18 protein-coding genes are annotated in these 19,546 nt (G+C 60.6%); 2 read left to right on the forward strand and 16 right to left on the reverse strand.

What is annotated here, in order from left to right; genetic code table 11:
- Window positions 1–46: 46 nt before the first annotated feature.
- On the reverse strand, window positions 47–1,183 hold the full coding sequence (locus CCGE525_RS33290) for an aminotransferase class I/II-fold pyridoxal phosphate-dependent enzyme (RefSeq protein WP_120708418.1): 1,137 nt from the start codon (window positions 1,181–1,183) through the stop codon (window positions 47–49).
- Between the two features lie 131 nt (window positions 1,184–1,314).
- Between CCGE525_RS33290 and CCGE525_RS33295 the strand changes: the two genes are divergently transcribed.
- On the forward strand, window positions 1,315–1,989 hold the full coding sequence (locus CCGE525_RS33295) for a helix-turn-helix transcriptional regulator (RefSeq protein WP_162950376.1): 675 nt from the start codon (window positions 1,315–1,317) through the stop codon (window positions 1,987–1,989).
- A 39-nt stretch (window positions 1,990–2,028) separates the two neighbouring features.
- On the opposite strand, the gene CCGE525_RS33300 is transcribed toward CCGE525_RS33295, so the two are convergent.
- The 15 genes from CCGE525_RS33300 to CCGE525_RS33370 all read right to left on the reverse strand — a co-directional run bounded on the left by CCGE525_RS33300 (window position 2,029) and on the right by CCGE525_RS33370 (window position 18,625).
- Window positions 2,029–3,309, reverse strand: coding sequence for a TRAP transporter large permease (locus CCGE525_RS33300; protein ID WP_120708420.1), 1,281 nt, complete (start codon window positions 3,307–3,309; stop codon window positions 2,029–2,031).
- A complete protein-coding gene (locus tag CCGE525_RS33305) occupies window positions 3,300–3,878 on the reverse strand; it encodes a TRAP transporter small permease (RefSeq protein WP_120708421.1) in 579 nt (192 codons plus the stop codon). The genes CCGE525_RS33300 and CCGE525_RS33305 overlap by 10 nt, the downstream gene beginning before the upstream one ends.
- 130 nt (window positions 3,879–4,008) lie before the next feature.
- On the reverse strand, window positions 4,009–4,986 hold the full coding sequence (locus CCGE525_RS33310) for a TRAP transporter substrate-binding protein (protein ID WP_120708422.1): 978 nt from the start codon (window positions 4,984–4,986) through the stop codon (window positions 4,009–4,011).
- Window positions 4,987–5,212: 226 nt separating this feature from the next.
- On the reverse strand, window positions 5,213–6,097 hold the full coding sequence (locus tag CCGE525_RS33315) for an amidohydrolase family protein (RefSeq protein WP_120708423.1): 885 nt from the start codon (window positions 6,095–6,097) through the stop codon (window positions 5,213–5,215).
- 4 nt (window positions 6,098–6,101) lie between these two features.
- The gene (gene kdgD / locus CCGE525_RS33320) at window positions 6,102–7,007 is read right to left on the reverse strand and encodes a 5-dehydro-4-deoxyglucarate dehydratase (protein WP_120708424.1); all 906 of its coding nucleotides are present in this window, start codon (window positions 7,005–7,007) and stop codon (window positions 6,102–6,104) included.
- Between the two features lie 71 nt (window positions 7,008–7,078).
- The gene (locus CCGE525_RS33325; RefSeq protein ID WP_120708425.1) at window positions 7,079–7,819 is read right to left on the reverse strand and encodes a FadR/GntR family transcriptional regulator; all 741 of its coding nucleotides are present in this window, start codon (window positions 7,817–7,819) and stop codon (window positions 7,079–7,081) included.
- A 467-nt stretch (window positions 7,820–8,286) separates the two neighbouring features.
- Entirely contained in the window at window positions 8,287–9,477 is a 1,191-nt protein-coding gene (locus CCGE525_RS33330) for a cystathionine beta-lyase (RefSeq protein ID WP_120708426.1), read from the reverse strand.
- An 84-nt stretch (window positions 9,478–9,561) separates the two neighbouring features.
- Window positions 9,562–10,611 (reverse strand): LLM class flavin-dependent oxidoreductase, encoded by a 1,050-nt coding sequence (locus tag CCGE525_RS33335; protein ID WP_120708427.1) that lies wholly within the window; start codon window positions 10,609–10,611, stop codon window positions 9,562–9,564.
- A 30-nt stretch (window positions 10,612–10,641) separates the two neighbouring features.
- On the reverse strand, window positions 10,642–11,583 hold the full coding sequence (locus tag CCGE525_RS33340) for an ABC transporter substrate-binding protein (protein ID WP_120708428.1): 942 nt from the start codon (window positions 11,581–11,583) through the stop codon (window positions 10,642–10,644).
- 81 nt (window positions 11,584–11,664) lie between these two features.
- Complete coding sequence (locus CCGE525_RS33345) at window positions 11,665–12,609, reverse strand: ABC transporter substrate-binding protein (RefSeq protein ID WP_120708429.1); 945 nt, start codon at window positions 12,607–12,609, stop codon at window positions 11,665–11,667.
- Window positions 12,610–12,685: 76 nt separating this feature from the next.
- Window positions 12,686–14,464 (reverse strand): amino acid ABC transporter permease/ATP-binding protein, encoded by a 1,779-nt coding sequence (locus CCGE525_RS39630; protein WP_120708430.1) that lies wholly within the window; start codon window positions 14,462–14,464, stop codon window positions 12,686–12,688.
- Window positions 14,465–14,503: 39 nt separating this feature from the next.
- Window positions 14,504–15,028, reverse strand: coding sequence for a GNAT family N-acetyltransferase (locus CCGE525_RS33355; RefSeq protein WP_120708431.1), 525 nt, complete (start codon window positions 15,026–15,028; stop codon window positions 14,504–14,506).
- 22 nt (window positions 15,029–15,050) lie between these two features.
- Complete coding sequence (locus CCGE525_RS33360) at window positions 15,051–16,241, reverse strand: M20 aminoacylase family protein (protein WP_120708432.1); 1,191 nt, start codon at window positions 16,239–16,241, stop codon at window positions 15,051–15,053.
- Window positions 16,242–16,259: 18 nt separating this feature from the next.
- Entirely contained in the window at window positions 16,260–17,609 is a 1,350-nt protein-coding gene (locus tag CCGE525_RS33365; RefSeq protein ID WP_120708433.1) for an LLM class flavin-dependent oxidoreductase, read from the reverse strand.
- A 23-nt stretch (window positions 17,610–17,632) separates the two neighbouring features.
- Window positions 17,633–18,625: an LLM class flavin-dependent oxidoreductase gene (locus tag CCGE525_RS33370; RefSeq protein WP_120708434.1), complete on the reverse strand. Its 993-nt coding sequence runs from the start codon at window positions 18,623–18,625 to the stop codon at window positions 17,633–17,635.
- Window positions 18,626–18,937: 312 nt separating this feature from the next.
- Between CCGE525_RS33370 and CCGE525_RS33375 the strand changes: the two genes are divergently transcribed.
- Window positions 18,938–19,540, forward strand: a complete 603-nt coding sequence (locus CCGE525_RS33375) for a TetR family transcriptional regulator (protein ID WP_245472245.1) — start codon at window positions 18,938–18,940, stop codon at window positions 19,538–19,540.
- Window positions 19,541–19,546: the final 6 nt, after the last annotated feature.

Here is a 19,546-nt window from a genome sequence, read left to right on the forward strand (position 1 = left end):
TGCGGCTCGCGAGAGAGATTCATGGCATCTCGGTCGATCGCGTATCCTATTGACCGTTTCGCAGCAGATAGGAGCGCATCGCCGCGATGCCTTCTTCGATATTGGCGCGCCCGAAGCCGATGCGGAATCGGTTGTCGGGCGTCGGATTGAGTTCTGAGCGATAGATGCTGGCCGGCAGCAGAAGCACACCCGCGTTTTCCACGAGGTTGCGTGCAAAATTTTCCACGCCATCGGCGCCTTTGTAGCGTGGATAACCGACGCAGCCCCCGTCCGGGGTGTACCATTCGAACAGGCCCTCGAATTCGGCAAACAAAGCCTTCAGCTTGCCGAGGTTGCCGGCGATCAGGCGATTGTTGCGGTCAAGGATGCCGCCGGCATTCTGCAAGGCGATCTTCGCCAGACTTTCGCTCGGAGCGGCGTTGCAGATCGAAATATAATGCTTCATCCGCTCCATCCGCGAGATCACGGCACGATCGCGGCAGGCGATCCATCCGATACGCAGGCCGGGAAGTCCGTAGGCCTTGGACATCACCGCAAGCGAAAGACTGCGTTCGTAAACATCGGCTGCCGCCGGAAGTTGCGGTTTGCCGTCGATGCTGAGGCAGCGATAGACCTCGTCGCTGAAAAGCCAGATGCCGTGTTGGCGGCAGAGATCCACCAAAGCATCGAACCTGTCCCTTTCAAGAATCTTGCCCGTGGGGTTGTGCGGAAAATTGATGGAAATCAGCTTCGTATTCGGCCGGATCGCCGCCCGCACAGCATCGATATCGAGCGACCAGCCATCGGCCGGATCGAGCGCCACCCCCGAAACCTCACAGATGCTCAGCGGCACCGTTTCGGCCGACTGATAGTTCGGCGTCACCACGATCGCATGGTCACCCTTTTCGAGGAGCACGTGCATGGCGATGTAGATCCCCTCGCCTGCGCCCGCGAAACAGAGAATATCCGCGCTGTCCATCTGCTCATAGAGGCCGGCAATGATCTCCCGTAGCTCCAGATCGCCAAAGGTTTCCGTATAGCCCAGCCATTGGCTCTTGAACGCCGCCCGCTGCTCCGGCGTCCCCATCGCCAAAAGCTCGTCCATCGTCATGCTCTGCGCATCGGACGCCGTCATGTGATAGCGCGCCGTGAACTCCCATTTCGAGAAATAGGTCTCGAGCTTGAAATCGGGCAGTGCCGGCATGACGGGTTTCTCCAGACTGGATCGTGACAGGAGCGCCTCAGCGCGACGGTCTGGATATCAGGGTAGGAGTACGTTGACATTTTGTCAAATACAGAGATTTTGTAACTCTTGAAGAGATAGGAATGCCGCCAATGTCAAAGAAGCTAGCCGTCAGCGCCAAGGAGCCGACATCTGAAGAGGATGTGCTGCGTTTTGCCTCCGTTGCGGAGGCGATCGCGATGCTGCTCAAGCCGCATGTGGAGGTCGTCATCCATGATTTGAAGACGTCGAAGATCGCTTACATCGCAAACAACATCTCCCGGCGTCAGGTCGGTGACTCCTCGTTGACCGACCTCAAGGATATCGGCTCGCTCGACACTGATGTGATCGGACCCTACCGAAAGACCAATTTCGACGGACGACAACTCAAGTCCGTGACCTCGGTCCTGCGCGAACGGAACGGCCCGCCCTACGGATTGCTGTGCATCAATTTCGATATCGAGCCAATGGAGTTGGCGCGCGACGCGCTCAACATGCTGACCGCATTTCAGGGGAGCGGCAAACAACCGTCCGCCCTTTTTCAAACGGACTGGCAGGAAACCGTAAACGCCGCGATTGCGGGCTTTCTCGGCGAACGCGGACTGGCGGCCTCGGCTCTTGCGAAGGAGGACCACGCCGGTCTGGTGGAGGCGTTGGAACAGGAGGGCTATTTCGCGATCCGGAATCTCGTTCCCTATCTGGCGCGGCTGCTCGGAATCTCGCGCGCGACCGTCTACAAGCATTTGCGGGAAGCCAGACAGAAAAAAGTGCAGGCCAGGGCGACTTGACCCTGGCCTGATGATCGGCGCCTGAGGCGTCTAATCGAGTTACCGGAAAAGATCCTGAATGAACATGGAGGTTTCCGGGATGAGGGTAACGATCATGAGCGTGGTCCAGAGTGCGACCATGAACGGCCAGATCGAGCGGATCACCTTGCTGACCGGCACCTCGCCGATAGCGCAGCCGAGATAGAAGGCGGCACCGACCGGCGGGGTGTTGAGGCCGATGGTGGAATTCAAGAGCACGATGATGCCGAACTGCACCGGATCCATGCCGTATTGCGTGACGATCGGCAGGAAGATCGGCGTGCACACAAGGATATGCGCGGCCATGTCCAGGAAAATGCCGAAGATAAACAGCGCGATGTTGACCAGGATGAAAATCACCCATGGCTGCGTGCTGACATGGCTGAGCGCCTCGCCCACTATGTCGGCGACGCCGTAGATGCTCATCAGATAGCCGAACATTGTCGAGATGCCGATCAGCAGCAACACCACGCCCGTCGTCTTGGTCGCCTTCGCCACCGCCTTCAGAAAGTTTTCGAAGGACAGGCTGCGATAGACGAAGATCGTCAGCAGCAGCGCGTAGAGGACGGCAACAGCGCCGGCTTCGGCCGCAGTGAAGACGCCGGACAGAATTCCGCCGACGATGATGACGATGATGAAGAGGCCGGGAACCGCGGCGGCGAGACTGCGCCAGACCTCGGTCCAGCCCGGAAACTCCCCTCGGCTGTAGCCGCGCGACCGCGCCACGAAATAGGCGGTCAATACGTTGGCGATCGTCAGGAGCAGCGCAGGAATAGCGCCGGCCATGATCAAGGCGTTCATGGATACGAGGCCGCCGGCGGCAAGCGAATAGATGATCATATTGTGGCTGGTCGGCATGAGTGCGCCGACAAGCGAGGAATAGGTGGTGACGTTGACCGCATAATCCGCATCGATCCCTTCCCTTTTCATCAGGGGGATCAATGCCGAGCCCATCGCGGAAACGTCTGCGACCGGCGAACCGGAAACGCCGCCGAACATGGTGCAGGCGACGACGTTGGTCATGCCGAGGCCGCCACGCACATGGCCGACCATCGCCTTGGAGCTGCGGATGATCCGGTCGGCTATGCCGCCATACATCATCAGCTCGCCGGTGAAGATGAAAAACGGAATGGTGAGGAAGGAGAAGGTGCCCATGCCAGACGCCATGCGCTGGAAGACGACAGCCAGCGGCAGCCCTTCGTAGAGCACCGTGGCGATCGACGACAGGCCGATGGCGAAGATGACCGGCATGCCGAGCACCAGCCCGCCCACGAAGACTGCGCAGAGAATGATCAATGCCATGAGGGGATAACCTTGATTTTCAGGACGGCGGCGACGATTCGTTCGATGGCAAAGAGAGCGATGAGCACGCCGCCGGCTGCAAGCGGCACGTAGCTCCAGGCCTGCGAAATCGGCAGGCCGGGGTTGATGTAAGGCGCCATCTCGATGCTAAGTTCGCCGCCGCTCCAGGCCATCGACAGGCCGAAGACGATCATGCCGAGATAGACGATGACCTCGGCCGCCAGACGAACACCCTCGGGCGCAAAATTCAGGAGCGAGTCCATCCCGATGTGGCGACCGTCGCGAACACCGACCGCTGCAGCCAGGCAGGTGACGTAAAGAATGACGACGAGCGCGAATATCTCGGTCCAAGCCGGGGAGTCGTTGAGCACGTAGCGCCCGAAGATCTGATAGAGGACGGCTGCAACTATCAGAATTGTCCCGACGACCGCAATCATGAGGCAGATGCGCGAGAGCCACGCGTGAAAGGCGAAATAGGCGCCGAGCAAGCCTGGGGTATTGGTGGTGGTACGGACCACTTGCGAACGCGCGGCAGGATCTGCCGGCAGTGCATGCAAATGCGCGCCCATTGCTTGTCTCCTCGGGTGGATAGTTTGCTGCTGATGTATCGATCGCCGCCGTTTCGGCGTCTCAAGGACGTCGGGTGAAGGTGATCGCAGGCGGTACCGGGGGCGCACCAGGCGCCCCCTGCAGAACTCGTTATTTCGTTGCCTTGATCTTGGTGATCATATCCTTGAGCGCCGGATCGGTGACGAACTGGTCGTAGATCGGCTGCATGGCGGCTTCGAACGGCGCCTTGTCCAACGTGATGACCTCGACGCCGGACTGCTTCACCTTATCCTGCGACGTCGTTTCCATCGCATCCCAAAGCTGACGCATGTAGCCGACGGACTGCTTGGCGAGCTTGCGCACCAGCGCCTGCTCTTCCGGAGTGAAGCTGTCATAGACGCGCTTCGACATCAGCAGGACATCGGGAGCCATCGAATGTTCGCTCAGCGAATAATACTTGGCGAGCTCGTAGTGATGGAAGTTGTAGTAGCTCGGCCAGTTGTTCTCCGCGCCGTCGATCAGCCCCGTCTTCAGGCCGGTGAAGACCTCACCTGTCGGCATTGGCGTGGCGTTGGCGCCGAGCGCCTTCATCATCGCCACCCAGATGTCGGACTGTTGTACGCGGATTTTCATGCCCTTGAGGTCTTCCATCTTCCGCACCGGCTTGGTGGTGTAGAAGGACCGCGAACCTGAATCGTAGAAGGCGAGGCCGACGAGACCATGAGCATCGCAATCCGCCAGGATCTGATCGCCGATCGGTCCGTCGAGAACCGTGCGCATCTGGGCCTTGTCATGGAAAAGGAACGGCAGGACGGGCACCATCATCGCCGGGCAGATGGTGTTCAGCGTTCCCGCATTGACGCGGATGAAATCGAGAGCGCCAAGCTTGACCTGCTCGATGGTATCCTTCTCGCTGCCGAGCTGCGAGTTCGGAAACACCTTGATCGTATATTTGCCATCGGTCGCCTTGCTGAGCTCATCGCTCATATACTGCACGGCTTTGACGGTCGGGTAATCCGGCGGCTGCACGTCTGCCGAACGGAACTGACGGGCCTGTCCCGTCGTGAACGTGCCGAGCGCGAGAAGGCCGGCAAATGCGGTCGTGATAATTCTGGTGCTGCGCTTCATTGTTTCCCTCTTTCCTAATCACAAAACAAGAACGGCTGCCCGCTTCGTGCCTGGGGATCCAAGTCACGACAGGGGCTGAAAACACTGGTTATTTTCGGAATGGCAACGACGGCCCGACCGTTCCGGTCTGCGCCGAGTTTGGTCCTTGGACTCCCAAGATGCCGGCAATATTCATCATCTCCCCCTCCTCTACGAAGGCCGGAACCTCCTCGTCCCGGCCGAAATCTCACCGCATTGCGCCCCGGACGGGCGCAAAACCAAACAGCGCCTCGGGATTGTCGACGAGGGCCAGCCTTCGCGCGGCCGCGTCCGGCAGCCAGCCGAGCACGGTGTCGGTCAGGGCTGCATCGTCGGGATAGTCGGCGTTTTGTCGCGCCAGATTGTGGGGCCAGTTCGTGCCCCAGACGATCCGCTCCGGCGCATGAGCAGCCACGTCGCGCGCAACGGCAGCAATATCCTCGTAGGCGGGGCCGCCGCTTTTCGAGGATTCGTAGCAGCCAGCGAACTTGAACCAGCAATTGCCCCTGTCGATCAGCCGCTTCACGGCGGCGACCTGCGGGCTCTCAGGTGTCACCCCGGAAAAGAACTTGCCGTGATGATCGAGCACCCAGCGGGATTTCAGCCGCGCCAGCCGAGCTTCGTGCTCGAGAATGTGGCTGCCGTCGAACTGCACGGCTAGCATCCAGCCACGTACGCTTGCCCTGGCATCGACAGCTTCGAGCGCGTCGAGACCGACGGCGCCGCCCGGCAGGTCCATGATGCGCGCGCCGACGACGCGGGCCTCTGCGAGCCTGTCGAGTTCCGTCTCCGGCGTTTCAGCATCGATGACGGCAACACCGCGGGCGATGTCGCCCATTTCAGAGAGGCAGGCCAAAAGATTGCCGTTGTCGCGCTGATGGGCATTGCCCTGCGTGATGACCACGCGGTCGATGCCCAGCCAGCTCATCACCTGGCGATATTGGTCAGGTGTCGGCAGACTACCAGCCGGCAGATCGGGACCGCCGGGCTGCGCCGGGAAACCGGGCAGATACATGTGCATCTGCGTGTCCACTGTCCCTTCGGGAAGAACGATGTGAGGCGGAGTTCCAGAGAGCGCGCGCACCAGCGTCATTGTCTCACCGCTTCCACGGCGAAATGAGCTTGTCGAGCATGGCCTCCTCCTCGGCGGTCAAATCGTCCAGAGGTGGCCGCACCCCGCCGGCTTCAAAGCCCTGAAGCCTGACCCCGGCCTTGATGGCAGCGACCGCATAGCCCTTGCGGCGGTTGCGGATGGCCATGAAGGGATAGAAGAAATCTTTCAGGATCGTCTCACAGCGCGCACGTTCGCCGGCGCGAAGCGCCTTGTAGAACTCGACGGCAAGTGCCGGCACGAAATTGAAGACGGCCGAGGAATAGGTGGTGAAACCGGCTCCAAGATAGGCTTCAGCGAAGAGTTCCGCCGTCGGCATGCCGCCAAGATAGGTCAGCCGATCGCCGAAAGTGGCCGTGATCTGACGCACCCCGCCGATGTCGCCGGTGCCGTCCTTGAAACCGACCAGGTTCGGGCATTCGTCGCAGAGGCGTTTCAGCGTATCGACCGAAAGCACCGAGTTGTCACGGTTATAGACCATGACACCGATATCGACCGACTGGCAGATACGCTTGACGTGGTTGTAGAGCCCCTCTTGCGGCGCATCGATCAGATAGTGCGGCAGAAGCAGGATGCCGTCGGCACCGGCTTTTTCGACCGCCCGCGCCAGCTCGACACCCACATGCGAGCCGAAGCCGCAGCCGGAAACGATCGCTGTCTTGCCCGCGGCCTCCTTGGCTGCCCTGACAATGGTCGGGATCTCATTCGGCGACAGCGAGAAGAATTCACCCGTGCCCCCGGCAGCAAACAGCACCGGCGCATCATAGCCGGAGAGCCACTGAATATGACGCTGATAGCTATCGGAGCGGAATTTCTCCTCCGCATCGAAATGCGTGACAGGAAAGGACAACAGGCCAGCGCCCAGCGCAGCCTTGATTTCTTGCGGCGTCATCAGGAATTCCTCTTCTGCCTCCTCAGGCAGAAGTTGTCATATATGTATGACGTACTCGTGTCAACAATTCATCATACAGGTTTGCGCTGTTCACGCAAAAGCGCGCGATAGCGCTCCTGGCTGCCCCGCAGATGCCTGCGCATCGCCTCACGGGCGCCTTCCTCATCGCCGTTCGATATTGCAACGACGATCTGGCGATGCTCCTCGTCGATCAACAGGATGTAGGCATCCTGATCGGCCTCGAGCTCTCCCTCGCGCATGGCTGCGCGCGGAATTATCCGCGGCCCGATCATCTCAAGAAACTCCCTGAAACGCGAATTGTTCGTCGCTTCGGCGATGGCGAGATGAAGGGCGAAATCGGCTTCGCTTGTCGGAGCACTCGCATTGAAACAGTCGCGCAGCGCATGATGCCGTTCGAAGATCGTCTCTTCCTGCGCCGGCGACCGGCGCAAGGCGGCAAGCCCGGCCGCTTCGACTTCCACGGCAGTTCTGAGCTCCAAAAGCTCGATAACGGACGAAACTCGGGCCTGATCGAGATTTCCGAAAGATAGGACGGGCGATGCCGGCTGCTCCAGCACAAAGACCCCGGCGCCCTGCTGAGCCTCGACCAGGCGGTCGGCTCTCAGCGCCGCGATCGCCTCGCGCACGACCGTTCGGCTGACGCCATGAGCCTCAGTGAGCTGCGATTCGCTCGGCAACTTGCTCCCCGGCGGAAACTGTCCGCTCGCGATGGCCCGGCGCAGCGTATTGCTGAGACGCACAACCAGCGTCTGCGACCTTGCTTCCGTCTGCGACTTTGGCTGAACGGCCACGTAGATACCTCTCTTGATAGGCTTGGGTTGGGAGCAAAGCACTGCGCGAAGTCGTATGTCAAGTTGATGTCAAGACATGCGAATAGGCGAACTTGTAAATGAAAAATGCCAACTTGTATGATGAGTCTAGTTTGACAAGTAAGCCCCTTTAATTCAAGGGGCGAATTTGCGCTTCCGGACCATAGTCGGCATCGTCAGCAGTCCTCTGGAAGTCCATGGGCAAGACATCAAAGATGTTGAAGCATTCAAGCGCTGGTGGATGAAATTGGACCCACCTGGCACGCGGCCTTGCCGTCGGCGCCTACGTCAGCACCGACACAAGCAAGCCTTCCCCGGAAAAGCAGGAGCGTATCCGAGAATCTCTATAACGGGGGCGCTTGCCAATTCCGGATGGCGATTTTCACCCCTGAACGCAAGGGCGTAGCCGGCGGCCTGGTTCTGACCGTAAGGCGGCGGGACCTGCCGGCTCACGCCGCCCTAGCCGCCGCCAGTCCCCTCTCAAGATCGGCCTTGAGATCGGCAATGTCCTCAAGACCGATCTGAAGGCGCAGCACCGGCCCTTCCTCCGGCGCCTTCAGGATGCGGCGGTCATCCAGATCGACCTCGAGCGCCAGGCTCGGAAAACCGCCCCAGGAATAGCCCAATCCGAATAGAGAAAGACCGTTAAGGAAAGCCTGTGCTTTGATTTTGAAATCTTCCCGCCGGGCGACGGAGAGAACGAAGGAGAAGACGCCGCTCGCGCCCTTGAAGTCCCGTTTCCAGACGTGGTGGCCGGGAAAACTTGGCAAAGCCGGATAGAGAACACGCGCCACGTCATCACGCGCCTCTAGCCATTCGGCGATCGCAAGCGCATTCGCCTGATGACGTTCGAGCCGCACACCCATGGTGCGCAGTCCGCGAAGAACCTGATAGGCGTCATCCGGTGTACCGCATATGCCGAGTGCGCCGTTGGCATGCTTGAGACGCTTCCAATATTTGGCATTTGCCGAAACGGTTCCCATCAGGATATCGGCATGGCCGGCCGGGTATTTGGTTGACGCCTGGATGGAGACATCGACGCCGAAATCCAGCGGCCGGAAATACAAAGGCGTTGCCCAGGTATTGTCCATGGTCACAATGGCCTCGTACCGGTGGGCGGCCGCGACGATCGCCGGAATGTCCTGTATCTCGAACGTGTTCGAACCGGGCGCTTCGAGATGTACAAGTTTCGTGTTCGGCGTGAAATGCGACTCGATCGCAGCACCAATCGAAGGGTCGTAATATTCGACCTCAACGCCAAAGCGGGTCAGCATCGTATCGCAGAAATGCCGGACATTGCCGTAGACGGAATCGACGATCAGCGCATGGTCGCCAGGCGAAAGATAGGCCAGGAATGCGAGGGTGACGGCGGCAAGGCCGGATGGAACAAGGATCGTTCCGGCGGCACCTTCCAGTTCATTGATCGCGTTGCAGAGCGCATCGGTCGTCGGCGTACCCCGCGTCGCGTAGGTGTACTTCTGCTCATGCTTTTCCATCGTCTCGGCATCTGGAAATAGAACCGTCGAGGCGTGAACTGCCGGTGGATTGATGAAGCCGTGATAATCGAAGGGATCGTATCCGGCGCGGATTAGCTGCGTGTTGGGACCGAACGTGGTCGGCGTGTCTTCATTGTCTGCCATGGGTCTGCCTTGATGTGGAACTGTGATCTCGCCTGGTTGGGTGAAATGAGCGCAACGAACTCCCACCGCATGCGTGTCAGCAACTCAGGCGTAGCGTCTTTCTTCTTCGTCTGGCGGGTTTGCGCCCGACCAGCCCAGCTCCGGCGCGATCCGCGTGACGAAGTCGTGGAGGATCTGACGGTATTCCTCATGCTCGAACTCGTAAGGCAGTTCCAGCCGCAACTCGCTGACCTTCGGCAGCAGCGGATCGGCGAAAAGCCGCTCCAATATTTCGTCTGAGGTGCCGACGATATCGCGAGCAAACAGGGTACGCCGCTCGCCCTGTGGCGACAACGTCCGTTCGTGGCGGCCGGCGGCATAGTCCTGATACCGGCGACGGGTTGATGCATCGGCGCTATCGAAAGGCACGATGACACGCCCAAGCGCGACGCGGCGTTGAGGACCGGCGGCAGCGCGATAGGTTTCGACCAACCGCGATTGGGCGACAAAGAAATCATCGGTTCCCTCGCCCGTGATCACATTGCCGGTCAGCAGGTTGAAGCCGTTGCGGCCGGCCCATTCGGCCGACCGTTGCGACCCGCCGCCATACCAGATCCGGTCGATCAGCCCCTTGGCATGGGGCTGCAGACGCGGCCGGATCGGGCCGAAGGGCGTGTTGATGAAGGTCTGCTCGTCGCCGAGATGCGTACCGCGCAGATTGTCAGCAAAGCGCAGGACGCGATCATGGGAGAAATCGTTGCTCGTCCAGTCGCCGTCGAAGACCAGCGGCGCGATCAGATCGGCATGCAGCGGACGCCCGGCGCTGACGCCGATATTCAACCGCCCCCGCGACAGAACGTCGACGGTCGCAAGATCCTCCGCCAACCGGTAGGGGCTCTCATAGCCAATCGGAATCACTGCCGTTCCCAATTGAATCCGGCTGGTGCGCTGGGTTGCAGCGGCCAGGAAGGCGCTGCCCGACGAAATGCCGGGCTCAAGGTGCCGCTGGCGGACCCAGGCGCTGTCGAAGCCCAGCTCTTCCCCGTATCGCAATTGCTGGAGGGTCTGCTCCAGCCCCGACAGTGGATCGTCGTCGGGATAATTGCCGGGAGTCAGGAAACCGATATGGTTAATGGATATCTTGCGATCGCTCATGTCATTACCCCTGTCGATACCGTCAGCCGCTCAATATTTCGGCAGGCCGGGCGGATTGGTTTCCGACTTCGGCAGGGCTTCTTCCGCCAGATGCCAGTGATCGAGAATCTTCCCGTAGGTGCCATTGGCGATCAGGTCATTGGCAGCGACGGTCAGTGCATTGGCCAGGCCACTTCCCTTACGCGTCGTCACCGCCACGTCGGAGCGATCCGGCCAGCCGGCGCTCAGCGTGCCGACACTCTTGATGTTCTTGTCGCGGGCGGCGATGTAGACGAGCTGCGCATGCGGTTGCACGATCACATCGGCACGACCCGACGCCAGGGCCAGCAAGCTTGCGGCATCGTCGTCATAATATTGCAGCTCCAGCGGTTTCAGCCCGGCTGCCACATTCTCCTTGCTCCATTCGAGCAGGATGCGCTCCTGATTGGTGCCGGCGCCAACGATGAACCTGAGACCGGCGGCGTCCTTCGGCTCCTTGATCGAGCCGATCTTGCTGTCCGACTTGACATAGATGCCGTGCAGACCCTGGCGATAGGTGGAGAAATCGAACTTCTCCTTGCGCTGCTCAGTGACGCCGACATTGGAGATGACGGCATCGTATTTGCCCGACGTGAGGCCCAGCGGCCAATCGATCCAGGCGACCGGCACGAGTTCCAGTTTGAGCCCGAGGCTATCGGCGATGGCATAAGCGATATCCGGATCGGCACCCACTACCGTCTTGGCATCCGTCGCATAGGTGGCGAGCGGCGGCCCACCGGGTGCGACGGCGACCGTGAACGTACCCGGCGTGACGAACTTGAAATCCTTGGGAATGGCGGCAACTGCCGTCTCATCCCGCCCGACATGAATGCGGCCCGGCTGTTCGGGGCTCAAGTCGAAGGTTAGATCATCGGCGCGGGCCGCGCTGAAAGACGTCAGCGCCGTCATCATCAAAACGAATGAACATGCCCGGATGGCCGGTATGCCTGTCATGGGAGTCTTCTCCATCTCCTATCTTCATCAATGGCCGGCTCCGTGCAAGCGCGGGCCGGCCGTCAATCGCGTTAGGGCTGATTACGAGCCGCTCTTCGGCAGGCCGGGCGGGTTGGTCTGCGACTTGTCGACCGCCTCCGAGTTAAGGCTCCAACGCTTCAGCACCTCGCCATATTTGCCGTCCTTGATCAGGTCGTTGAGCGCTATAGTGACCGCATCGGCGAGACCGGCGCCCTTGCGTGTCGTCACTGCGATTTCGGCCGACACGGGCCAGCCGCCGCTGACGGTGCCGACCAGTTTGGTCGTGCCCTTGATGGATGCGCTGTAGGCCAGCGTGGCGTTCGGGTTGAACTCGACATCGGCGCGGCCCGACTGGATCGCCAGATCGGCTGCGGCGCGGTCGTCGTAATATTGCACCTCGATCGGCTTCAGCCCGGCGGCGACGTTCTCCCGATCCCATTCCAGGATGATTTTTTCCTGGTTCGTGCCGGCGCCGGTGATGACCTTCAGGCCGGCGACATCCTTCGGCTCCTTGATCGCGGTGATCTTGCTGTCGGACTTGACGTAGAAGCCGAGAACATCCCTGCGATAGGTGGAGAAATCGAACTTCTCCTTGCGTTCCTCGGTGACCGTTACGTTGCTGATGACGGCATCGTACTTGCCGGAGGAGACGCCAAGCGGCCAGTCCTCCCAGGCAACCGGCACGAGGTCGAGCTCAAGGCCGAGCGAATCCGCAAGCAACTGCGCGATCTCGGGATCGGTGCCGACCACCGTCTTGGCGTCCGTGGCATAGGTCGCGACCGGCGGATCCCAGGGGTTGATTGCCACGGTGAACTTGCCGGAATTGACGAATTTGAAACTGGACGCGATGGCCTTGATCGCCGCATCGTCCTTTTCCGCGCGGACACGGTTCGACGTATCCGGGCTAAGGTTGAACTTTTCGGCCGCGTGCGCTGAGCCGACGCCGATGGCAGCCACGGCGACAATGCCGGCCACCAGAGATTTCGTTTTCCTGAAGACAGTCATGTAACTTACCTCTTATTCACTCTAGGGTTGTAGTTGCGCTTACTCTCTTCCTCTCGCGAAGGGGGCCGGGTTTTCGCTAGAGAACTTTTGCCAGGAACTCGCGGGTGCGCGGATGTTCCGCTTCATTGAAAACGCGGGCCGGCGGACCGGCCTCAAGAATGTGACCACCTTCCATGAAGACCACCGTATCGGCGACTTCGCGGGCAAAGCCGATTTCATGGGTGACGATGACGAGCGTCGTGCCGGTGCGGGCAAGCTCCTTGATGACGTCGAGCACCTCGCCAACCAGTTCCGGATCGAGCGCGGAAGTCGGCTCGTCGAAGAGCAGTACCTTGGGGCGGAGCGCCAGCGCGCGAGCGATCGCAACGCGCTGCTGCTGGCCGCCGGAAAGCTGGCGCGGATAGGCGTTGATCTTGTCGCTAAGGCCGACGCGGGCAAGCAGCTCCTGCGCCAGTTGCGCGGCGCCCTCACGGCCGATGCCGCGCACCTGGATCGGTGCCTCGACGAGATTTTCGAGCACGGTCAGATGTGGAAAGAGATTGAAGCTCTGAAACACCATGCCGATATCGGCGCGGCTCTTGAGAATATCCTTCTCCTTGAGCTCGTAGAGTGTGTCGCCCTTCTGGCTATAGCCGATCAGATTGCCATCAATGGAGATGAAGCCGCTATCGACCCGCTCCAGATGGTTGATGGCGCGCAGGAGCGTCGACTTGCCGGAGCCGGACGGGCCGAGGATGGCGGTCACGCTGCCGGGAGGAAGGTTGAGTTCGATATTGTCGAGCACTTTCAGCGCACCGAAGCTCTTCGAAATACCGTGAATGCGCACCGCACCGCCGGCCGCCCTGAAGCTTGCCACGTCGGTGAAGCCGGACTTAAGCGCGGCGTCCGTCGGGACGTCGAGCGCGGGCAGCGGACGGCGGAAACGTTCGAAGAAGGTCTGAAAGGGAAGCGGCGTCGGATTGCGCACCGCACCCTTCGAGAAATAACGCTCGATATAATGCTGCGCGACCGACAGCACCGTCATGATGACCAGATACCAGACGGTCGCAACCATCAGCAGCGGAATGACTTCGAGGTTGCGGCGGTAGATGACCTGGACCGTATAGAAGAGTTCCGGCAGGGCGAGCACATAGACCACAGAGGTGCTTTTCGCCAATCCGATGATCTCGTTGAAGCCGGTCGGCAGGATGGAACGCATGGCCTGAGGCAAGATGATGCGGAAGGCTTGCCGGCGACGGGACAGGCCCAGAGCCGAGGCCGCTTCAAGTTGTCCCTGATCTACGGAGAAGATGCCCCCGCGTACGATCTCCGCGAAAAAGGCCGATTGGTTGAGCGTTAGCCCCAGGAAGGCGGCAGCAAAGGGCGTCAGAAGTTGCACCGTCGGATAGTCGACGAAGACCGTGTCGGTGAAGGGAATGCCGATTTTGATTGTCTCATAGAGATAGCCGAGATTGTTCAACACCAGCAGCAGCACGATCATCGGGATCGAGCGCAGCAGCCAGATATAGCCCCAAGAAAGGCCTGATAGCAGCGGCGATTTGGAAACGCGGGCAAGCGCCAGCGCCGTGCCGAGGATAGAGCCGGAAATGGCGGCAAGTGCCGTCAGAAGCAACGTCCTGCCGAGACCGACGAGAACGGGCTCGGCAAAGAACCATTGCGCAAAGACGCCCCAGCCCCAGCGCGGATTGGTAAAGGTGGAATAGAGCACAGCAGCGATGACGAAGGCGGCGAAAATGGTCCCCACCAACCGGCCGGGGTGACGGGCCGGGACGATGCGGTAGCGAGAATAATCCTGCTTTTGATCGGCGATCCTGTTGACGGGAGCGATGCCCGCATAATCTGTCGTCAGTGCCATGACGTTTCCCTTTTATGGATTATCTGTTGCGCGCCGTTTTCACCTGTTGCCGCCGGCCACACGCAGCTCCGGTTCGGCCAGATGGCTGACATCCTTCTCGAACGGCAGCGTCCGGTGGATCTCTGGATCGACGGTTTGGTCGAACAGGGCGGTGTAGCCGTAGTTGAGATAGAGACCGACTGCTTCCGGCTGGCGGAAGCCCGTCGTCAGATAGATGCGGGAATAGCCCTGGCGGGCCGCCTGCGATTCCAGCTCGATCAGGACCTTGCGCGCCAGCCCCTGCCGGCGCAGGTCATGGCGCGTCCAGATGCGCTTGAATTCGGCGGTGCGCTCGTCATAGCGCTTGAAGGCACCGCCGCCGATGGTTTCGCCATCACGGATCAAAAGCACGAAATTGCCATCTGGCGGCGCAAAAGCTTCTGGCGGATAGCGGTTGAGTTCGGCGGCCGCGCCCTCGGCATTAAAATAGGTGCCGTAGCGGCTGTCATATTCATGGATCAGCTCATCGATCAGCGGCTTTGCGCGTGGGTCGAGAGGGGTCGTATAGAGAAAGCCGTCACTCATCTCATCAGCCGTCCTGTTATCGTCACTGTGAAAGGAAGGTCTCGACCAGCCGCACCCAGTAGTGGGCGGCGGGCGCAATGATCGCATCATTGAAATCGTAATGGGCGCTGTGGAGAGGCGCGCTGTCGCCATTACCGACAAAGAGGTAGCTGCCCGGCTGCGCCTGCAGCATGAAGGCAAAATCCTCGCTTGCGGTGCGCGGCCGGAAATCCCGCACGATCCGCCCTTCGCCGAAGGTTTCCAGCGCTACCGCCCGGGCGAAGGCCGTCTCTTCGCGATGGTTGATCAATGCCGGAAAGCCGAGGCGGTAATTCACATCCGCCTGCGCGCCGAAACTCTCGGCCTGGGCGCGGGCAAGTGCGGGAATGCGCTCCTGCAATTGCTGGCGGATTGCCTCGCTGAAGGCCCGCATGGTCAGCTTCAGCTCCACGCTTTCCGGGATCACATTCGAGGCCGAGCCGCCATGGATCGAGCCGACGGTGACGACCGCCATGTCCTGGGGATCGACATTGCGCGCCACGACGCTCTGCAGAGCCGTGATGAGGGCTGCGGATGCCAAGACCGGATCGACCGCCTTGTGAGGCTCAGCCCCGTGTCCACCCTTGCCGATAATGCGGATCACGGCCTGATCGACCGAGGCCATGGCTGCATCGGCAACGAAACCGAACTGACCTGATGGTACGCCCGGCCAATTGTGCAGGCCAAAGACGGCGTCGACCGGAAACCGTTCAAAAAGCCCGTCGGAGATCATCTTACGAGCGCCGGCACCGATCTCTTCGGCCGGCTGGAAGATCAGCGTCAGCACACCGGAAAAACGTCTGGATTCAGCGAGATAACGCGCGGCGGCGAGCAGGATCGACGTGTGCCCGTCATGGCCGCAAGCATGCATGACGCCTGGATTGTCGCTGGCATAGGGAAGATCCGTCGCCTCCTCAATCGGCAGCGCATCCATATCCGCCCTAATGCCGATACGCTTGCCGCTGTCAGCGCCCCGAAGGGTAGCGACGACGCCGGTGCCCCCAACACCGGTCGTCACCTCATAGCCCCAGGAGGAAAGCAGCGAGGCGACGATCTTGCTGGTCCGCCGCTCCTGGAAAGCGAGCTCCGGATAGCGATGCAGATCACGACGGAGAGCAATGATCTCATCGATAAAGGAGGCTATTCCCTTCTCGATGTCATCTGCCGGTCGATGATGCTGGGTGATGACGTTCATGGCAGCGTCGATCGTGCCTCAGGCACGGATCGCCCTTCCTTGTTCGGCTTCGTCCTTGGCCGGCGCATAGCGGCTCTCGCGATAGGGCAGCCCCAGATGATCGCGCAGCGTCGAGCCCTTCAGCACGGGGTCGAAATAGCCGCGCTCGGTGAGGATCGGCAGGACGTATCTGGCGAAGTCGACGAAGCCTTCGGCGATCACCGGGAAGCCGAGGATGAAGCCATCGGCAGCACCCTGGTCCACCCAGCGGATGATCTCGTCGGCGATATGGTCCGCCGTGCCGATGAAGGCGGTGCGCGGCGTTGCGGAATCGAGCGCAACTTCGCGCAGCGTCAGCCCCTTTTCGCGCGCCGTCCTCTTGATACGATCCGTGGTGGCGCGGAAATTGTTGCGGCCGATATCGCCGAGGTCGGGGAAAGGCTCGTCCAGGGGGTAGACGCTGAAATCATGATGATCGAAGAAGCGGCCGAGATAGAGCAGCGCCTCTTCGATGGTGACGAGATTGCGGATCGCCTGATATTTCGCCTCCGCCTCCTCCTTGGTCGCGCCGACAATCGGGCCGATGCCGGGATAGATGCCGACCTCCGCAGCCGGTCGCCCGTGCGCGATCACGCTGTCCTTGAGCTGGCGGTAAAAGGCCTGCGCCTCTTCGATCGGCCCGCCATTGGTGAAGACGGCATCGGCATGCTTGCCGGCGAGCCGGATACCCGAATCCGACGCGCCGGCCTGGAAGACGACCGGCTGGCCCTGCTTGGAACGGCCGATATTCAACGGCCCCTCGACGCGGAAGAAGCGTCCGTTATGGTTCAGTCGCCGCAGCTTGGTTTTGTCGACGAAGACGCCGGTTTCGCGATTGCGGGTGAAGGCGTCATCATCCCAGGAATCCCAAAGGCCCTTGATGACGTCGAGATATTCATCGGCGATCTCGTAGCGCAGCTCGTGTTCGGGATGTTCGCGACTATAGTTGCGGCCCGACCCTTCGAGCGGCGAGGTCACCGCGTTCCACCCTGCCCGGCCGCCGCTGATCAGATCGATCGAGCCGAATTGCCGCGCAATGGTGAAGGGATCGCTGTAGGAGGTCGAAACCGTGCCGACGAGGCCGATCTTCGAGGTCGAGGCGGCAAGCGCCGAGAGGATCGAAATTGGTTCGAAACGGTTGAGGAAATGCGGGATCGACTGCTCATTGATATAGAGACCATCTGCCACGAAGGCGAAGGCGATGCCGGCCTCTTCCGCCTTGCGCGCCGTATCGACGAAGAAGCCGAAATTGACGCTGGCATCGGCCGGACCGCTCGGATGTTTCCAGGCGTTCATGTGGCCGCCGGGGCCCTGCAGCATGATGCCGAACGTGATGTGTTTCTGAGCCATGGGACCAATCCTCTTCAGCAATATCAGGCGACGAGAGAGAGCCGCTCCTTGGCGAGCAGCTCGATGGAGGAAAGACGCTCGGCGGCCGTCAGCGCCGGGGTATCCAGAATGAATTCCTTGACGCCGTAGCGGCGATGCAGTTCATCCAGTTCATGCCGGATCTGTGCAGCCGTGCCGTGCAGCACACTCGGCACCTTCTCTTCGGTCCGGTAGTCGGTGACACCGGCCTGGCGCGCGAATTCGGCTGCCTGTTCCTCGCTGCCGACATTGATCGTTTGACCATTGGGAAGGAAAATCTTGACGATGCGGAGATCCCCCACACGCGCACGCGCCTGCTCTTCGCTCTCGGCGGCAAAGGCCGCTAGCGCCAGGATTGGCGTCTTGCCGCCGCTTGCCGCCTCATAGGCTTCAAAGGTGTTGCCGAGATTTTCGGGATCGCCGTTCAGATGGCCGGCGAAGACCAGCTCCCAGCCCTTCTCAGCTGCCAGCTTGGCGCTCTCGACGGAGGCGCCGAGTAGGTAACGCTCCGGAGCGGTCGCAGGAAGCGGCGTGGCGATGGCGGTATCCGCCGAAGATTCACCTGAAAGATACGCGTTTATGTCGGCAAGTTGATCGGCAAAGCTCGGCTTGCGCTCCGGATCGACCGCTGCCTGCAGCGCCCGCGTCGACAGCGGAAATCCGCCCGGTGCCTTGCCGACGCCGAGATCGACGCGGCCGGGCGCCAGCGACGAAAGCAGATTGAACGTCTCGGCCACTTTGTAGGCGCTGTAATGCTGCAGCATCACGCCGCCGGAGCCGATACGGATTTTCGATGTTTTGGCCAGCAGATAACCGATCAGCACCTCCGGCGCGGAACTCGCCAGGTTCGCCATATTATGATGCTCGGCCACCCAGAAGCGGTGATAGCCAAGTTCCTCGGCCCGAACCGCCAGCCTGGCGGTCGTCCGCAGCGCATCCGTTGCGTTTTTACCGGCTTCGATAGGACTTTTATCGAGAAGGCTCAGAAGATAAGACATAGCGTCATCCGATTATCGTGTCGGCACTGTGGTGCCGCTTCTATAGTCTATAAAATACGTAGATTAAGATGATTATAAGAAACGGCTTTCTCTTCCGGCGGCTAAGTGGGGAAATAAGTTGCAAAACATGCACGCACGCCTGGAGCGAGCGACCCTAAGCCGCTTTAGTGGACGGACAGGCAGCAAACGCCCTTTTGACTTTCAACCGGAGCCGTCATCGCGACGACATCCATTCCATGCTAACCAAACTCGGGCTGACGAAAGTTGGTATTAGCGATGCATGGCCGGACAAATCCCACCGCATTCAGGCTGATGGATGCCTGTGAACATCTTCTTTGCGATGTGGCGACGCTCGAGGAACTGACGGCGCGGCGTATCGCCATCGCCGCGCACGCCACACCCTCGGCGATCAGCTATCATTTCGGCTCGCAGGAAGCATTGATCATCGCCGTCGCCGAGCGGGTGTACCGGCGCCTGAATGCCGAGCGTCTGAGCCTTCTACACAAGGCGATCGCCCGCAAGGCGCCCGACCCGGCTGATCTTGATGAGGTCATCGCCGCGCATGTCGGTCCCTCGATCCGCTGGAGCCTCGATCCGACATCCAGCTATCCGGTGCTTTCGCATGTCACGTCGCTTGCCCAGCGCCATCGCGACGTCGAACACTATCGACGGATCATCGATAATGTCGAACACCATCGGGCGTTCATCCCGCCCTTGAAGCGCATCGCTCCATGGCTCGATGACGTCGATATCGGCTGGCGGCTGAATTGTGCGCTAGGGATTCGCTCACAGGTCACCCGCAGCCGTTCCCGCACCGAAATCCTGACCAATCACGCTATCGACCTCGACAATCCCGATGTCGTGATCGCCCGCATGGTCGAGGTCATCGCGCCGATGTTCAGACGCCAAAGCTAGCCCTCT

The organism is Rhizobium jaguaris (assembly GCF_003627755.1).
GTDB lineage: Bacteria > Pseudomonadota > Alphaproteobacteria > Rhizobiales > Rhizobiaceae > Rhizobium > Rhizobium jaguaris.

What these genes read in the sequence shown, in the direction of transcription:
- CCGE525_RS33295 (WP_162950376.1), top strand. Translation starts at nt 1,315, where the DNA reads ATGTCAAAGAAGCTAGCCGTCAGCGCCAAGGAGCCGACATCTGAAGAG.
- CCGE525_RS33355 (WP_120708431.1), bottom strand. Translation starts at nt 15,028, where the DNA reads ATGAGTGACGGCTTTCTCTATACGACCCCTCTCGACCCACGCGCAAAG.
- kdgD (WP_120708424.1), bottom strand. Translation starts at nt 7,007, where the DNA reads ATGACGCCGCAAGAAATCAAGGCTGCGCTGGGCGCTGGCCTGTTGTCC.
- CCGE525_RS33300 (WP_120708420.1), bottom strand. Translation starts at nt 3,309, where the DNA reads ATGGCATTGATCATTCTCTGCGCAGTCTTCGTGGGCGGGCTGGTGCTC.
- CCGE525_RS33375 (WP_245472245.1), top strand. Translation starts at nt 18,938, where the DNA reads ATGGATGCCTGTGAACATCTTCTTTGCGATGTGGCGACGCTCGAGGAA.
- CCGE525_RS33365 (WP_120708433.1), bottom strand. Translation starts at nt 17,609, where the DNA reads ATGGCTCAGAAACACATCACGTTCGGCATCATGCTGCAGGGCCCCGGC.
- CCGE525_RS33290 (WP_120708418.1), bottom strand. Translation starts at nt 1,183, where the DNA reads ATGCCGGCACTGCCCGATTTCAAGCTCGAGACCTATTTCTCGAAATGG.
- CCGE525_RS33310 (WP_120708422.1), bottom strand. Translation starts at nt 4,986, where the DNA reads ATGAAGCGCAGCACCAGAATTATCACGACCGCATTTGCCGGCCTTCTC.
- CCGE525_RS33370 (WP_120708434.1), bottom strand. Translation starts at nt 18,625, where the DNA reads ATGTCTTATCTTCTGAGCCTTCTCGATAAAAGTCCTATCGAAGCCGGT.
- CCGE525_RS33330 (WP_120708426.1), bottom strand. Translation starts at nt 9,477, where the DNA reads ATGGCAGACAATGAAGACACGCCGACCACGTTCGGTCCCAACACGCAG.
- CCGE525_RS33360 (WP_120708432.1), bottom strand. Translation starts at nt 16,241, where the DNA reads ATGAACGTCATCACCCAGCATCATCGACCGGCAGATGACATCGAGAAG.
- CCGE525_RS33345 (WP_120708429.1), bottom strand. Translation starts at nt 12,609, where the DNA reads ATGACTGTCTTCAGGAAAACGAAATCTCTGGTGGCCGGCATTGTCGCC.
- CCGE525_RS39630 (WP_120708430.1), bottom strand. Translation starts at nt 14,464, where the DNA reads ATGGCACTGACGACAGATTATGCGGGCATCGCTCCCGTCAACAGGATC.
- CCGE525_RS33305 (WP_120708421.1), bottom strand. Translation starts at nt 3,878, where the DNA reads ATGGGCGCGCATTTGCATGCACTGCCGGCAGATCCTGCCGCGCGTTCG.
- CCGE525_RS33335 (WP_120708427.1), bottom strand. Translation starts at nt 10,611, where the DNA reads ATGAGCGATCGCAAGATATCCATTAACCATATCGGTTTCCTGACTCCC.
- CCGE525_RS33340 (WP_120708428.1), bottom strand. Translation starts at nt 11,583, where the DNA reads ATGACAGGCATACCGGCCATCCGGGCATGTTCATTCGTTTTGATGATG.
- CCGE525_RS33315 (WP_120708423.1), bottom strand. Translation starts at nt 6,097, where the DNA reads ATGACGCTGGTGCGCGCGCTCTCTGGAACTCCGCCTCACATCGTTCTT.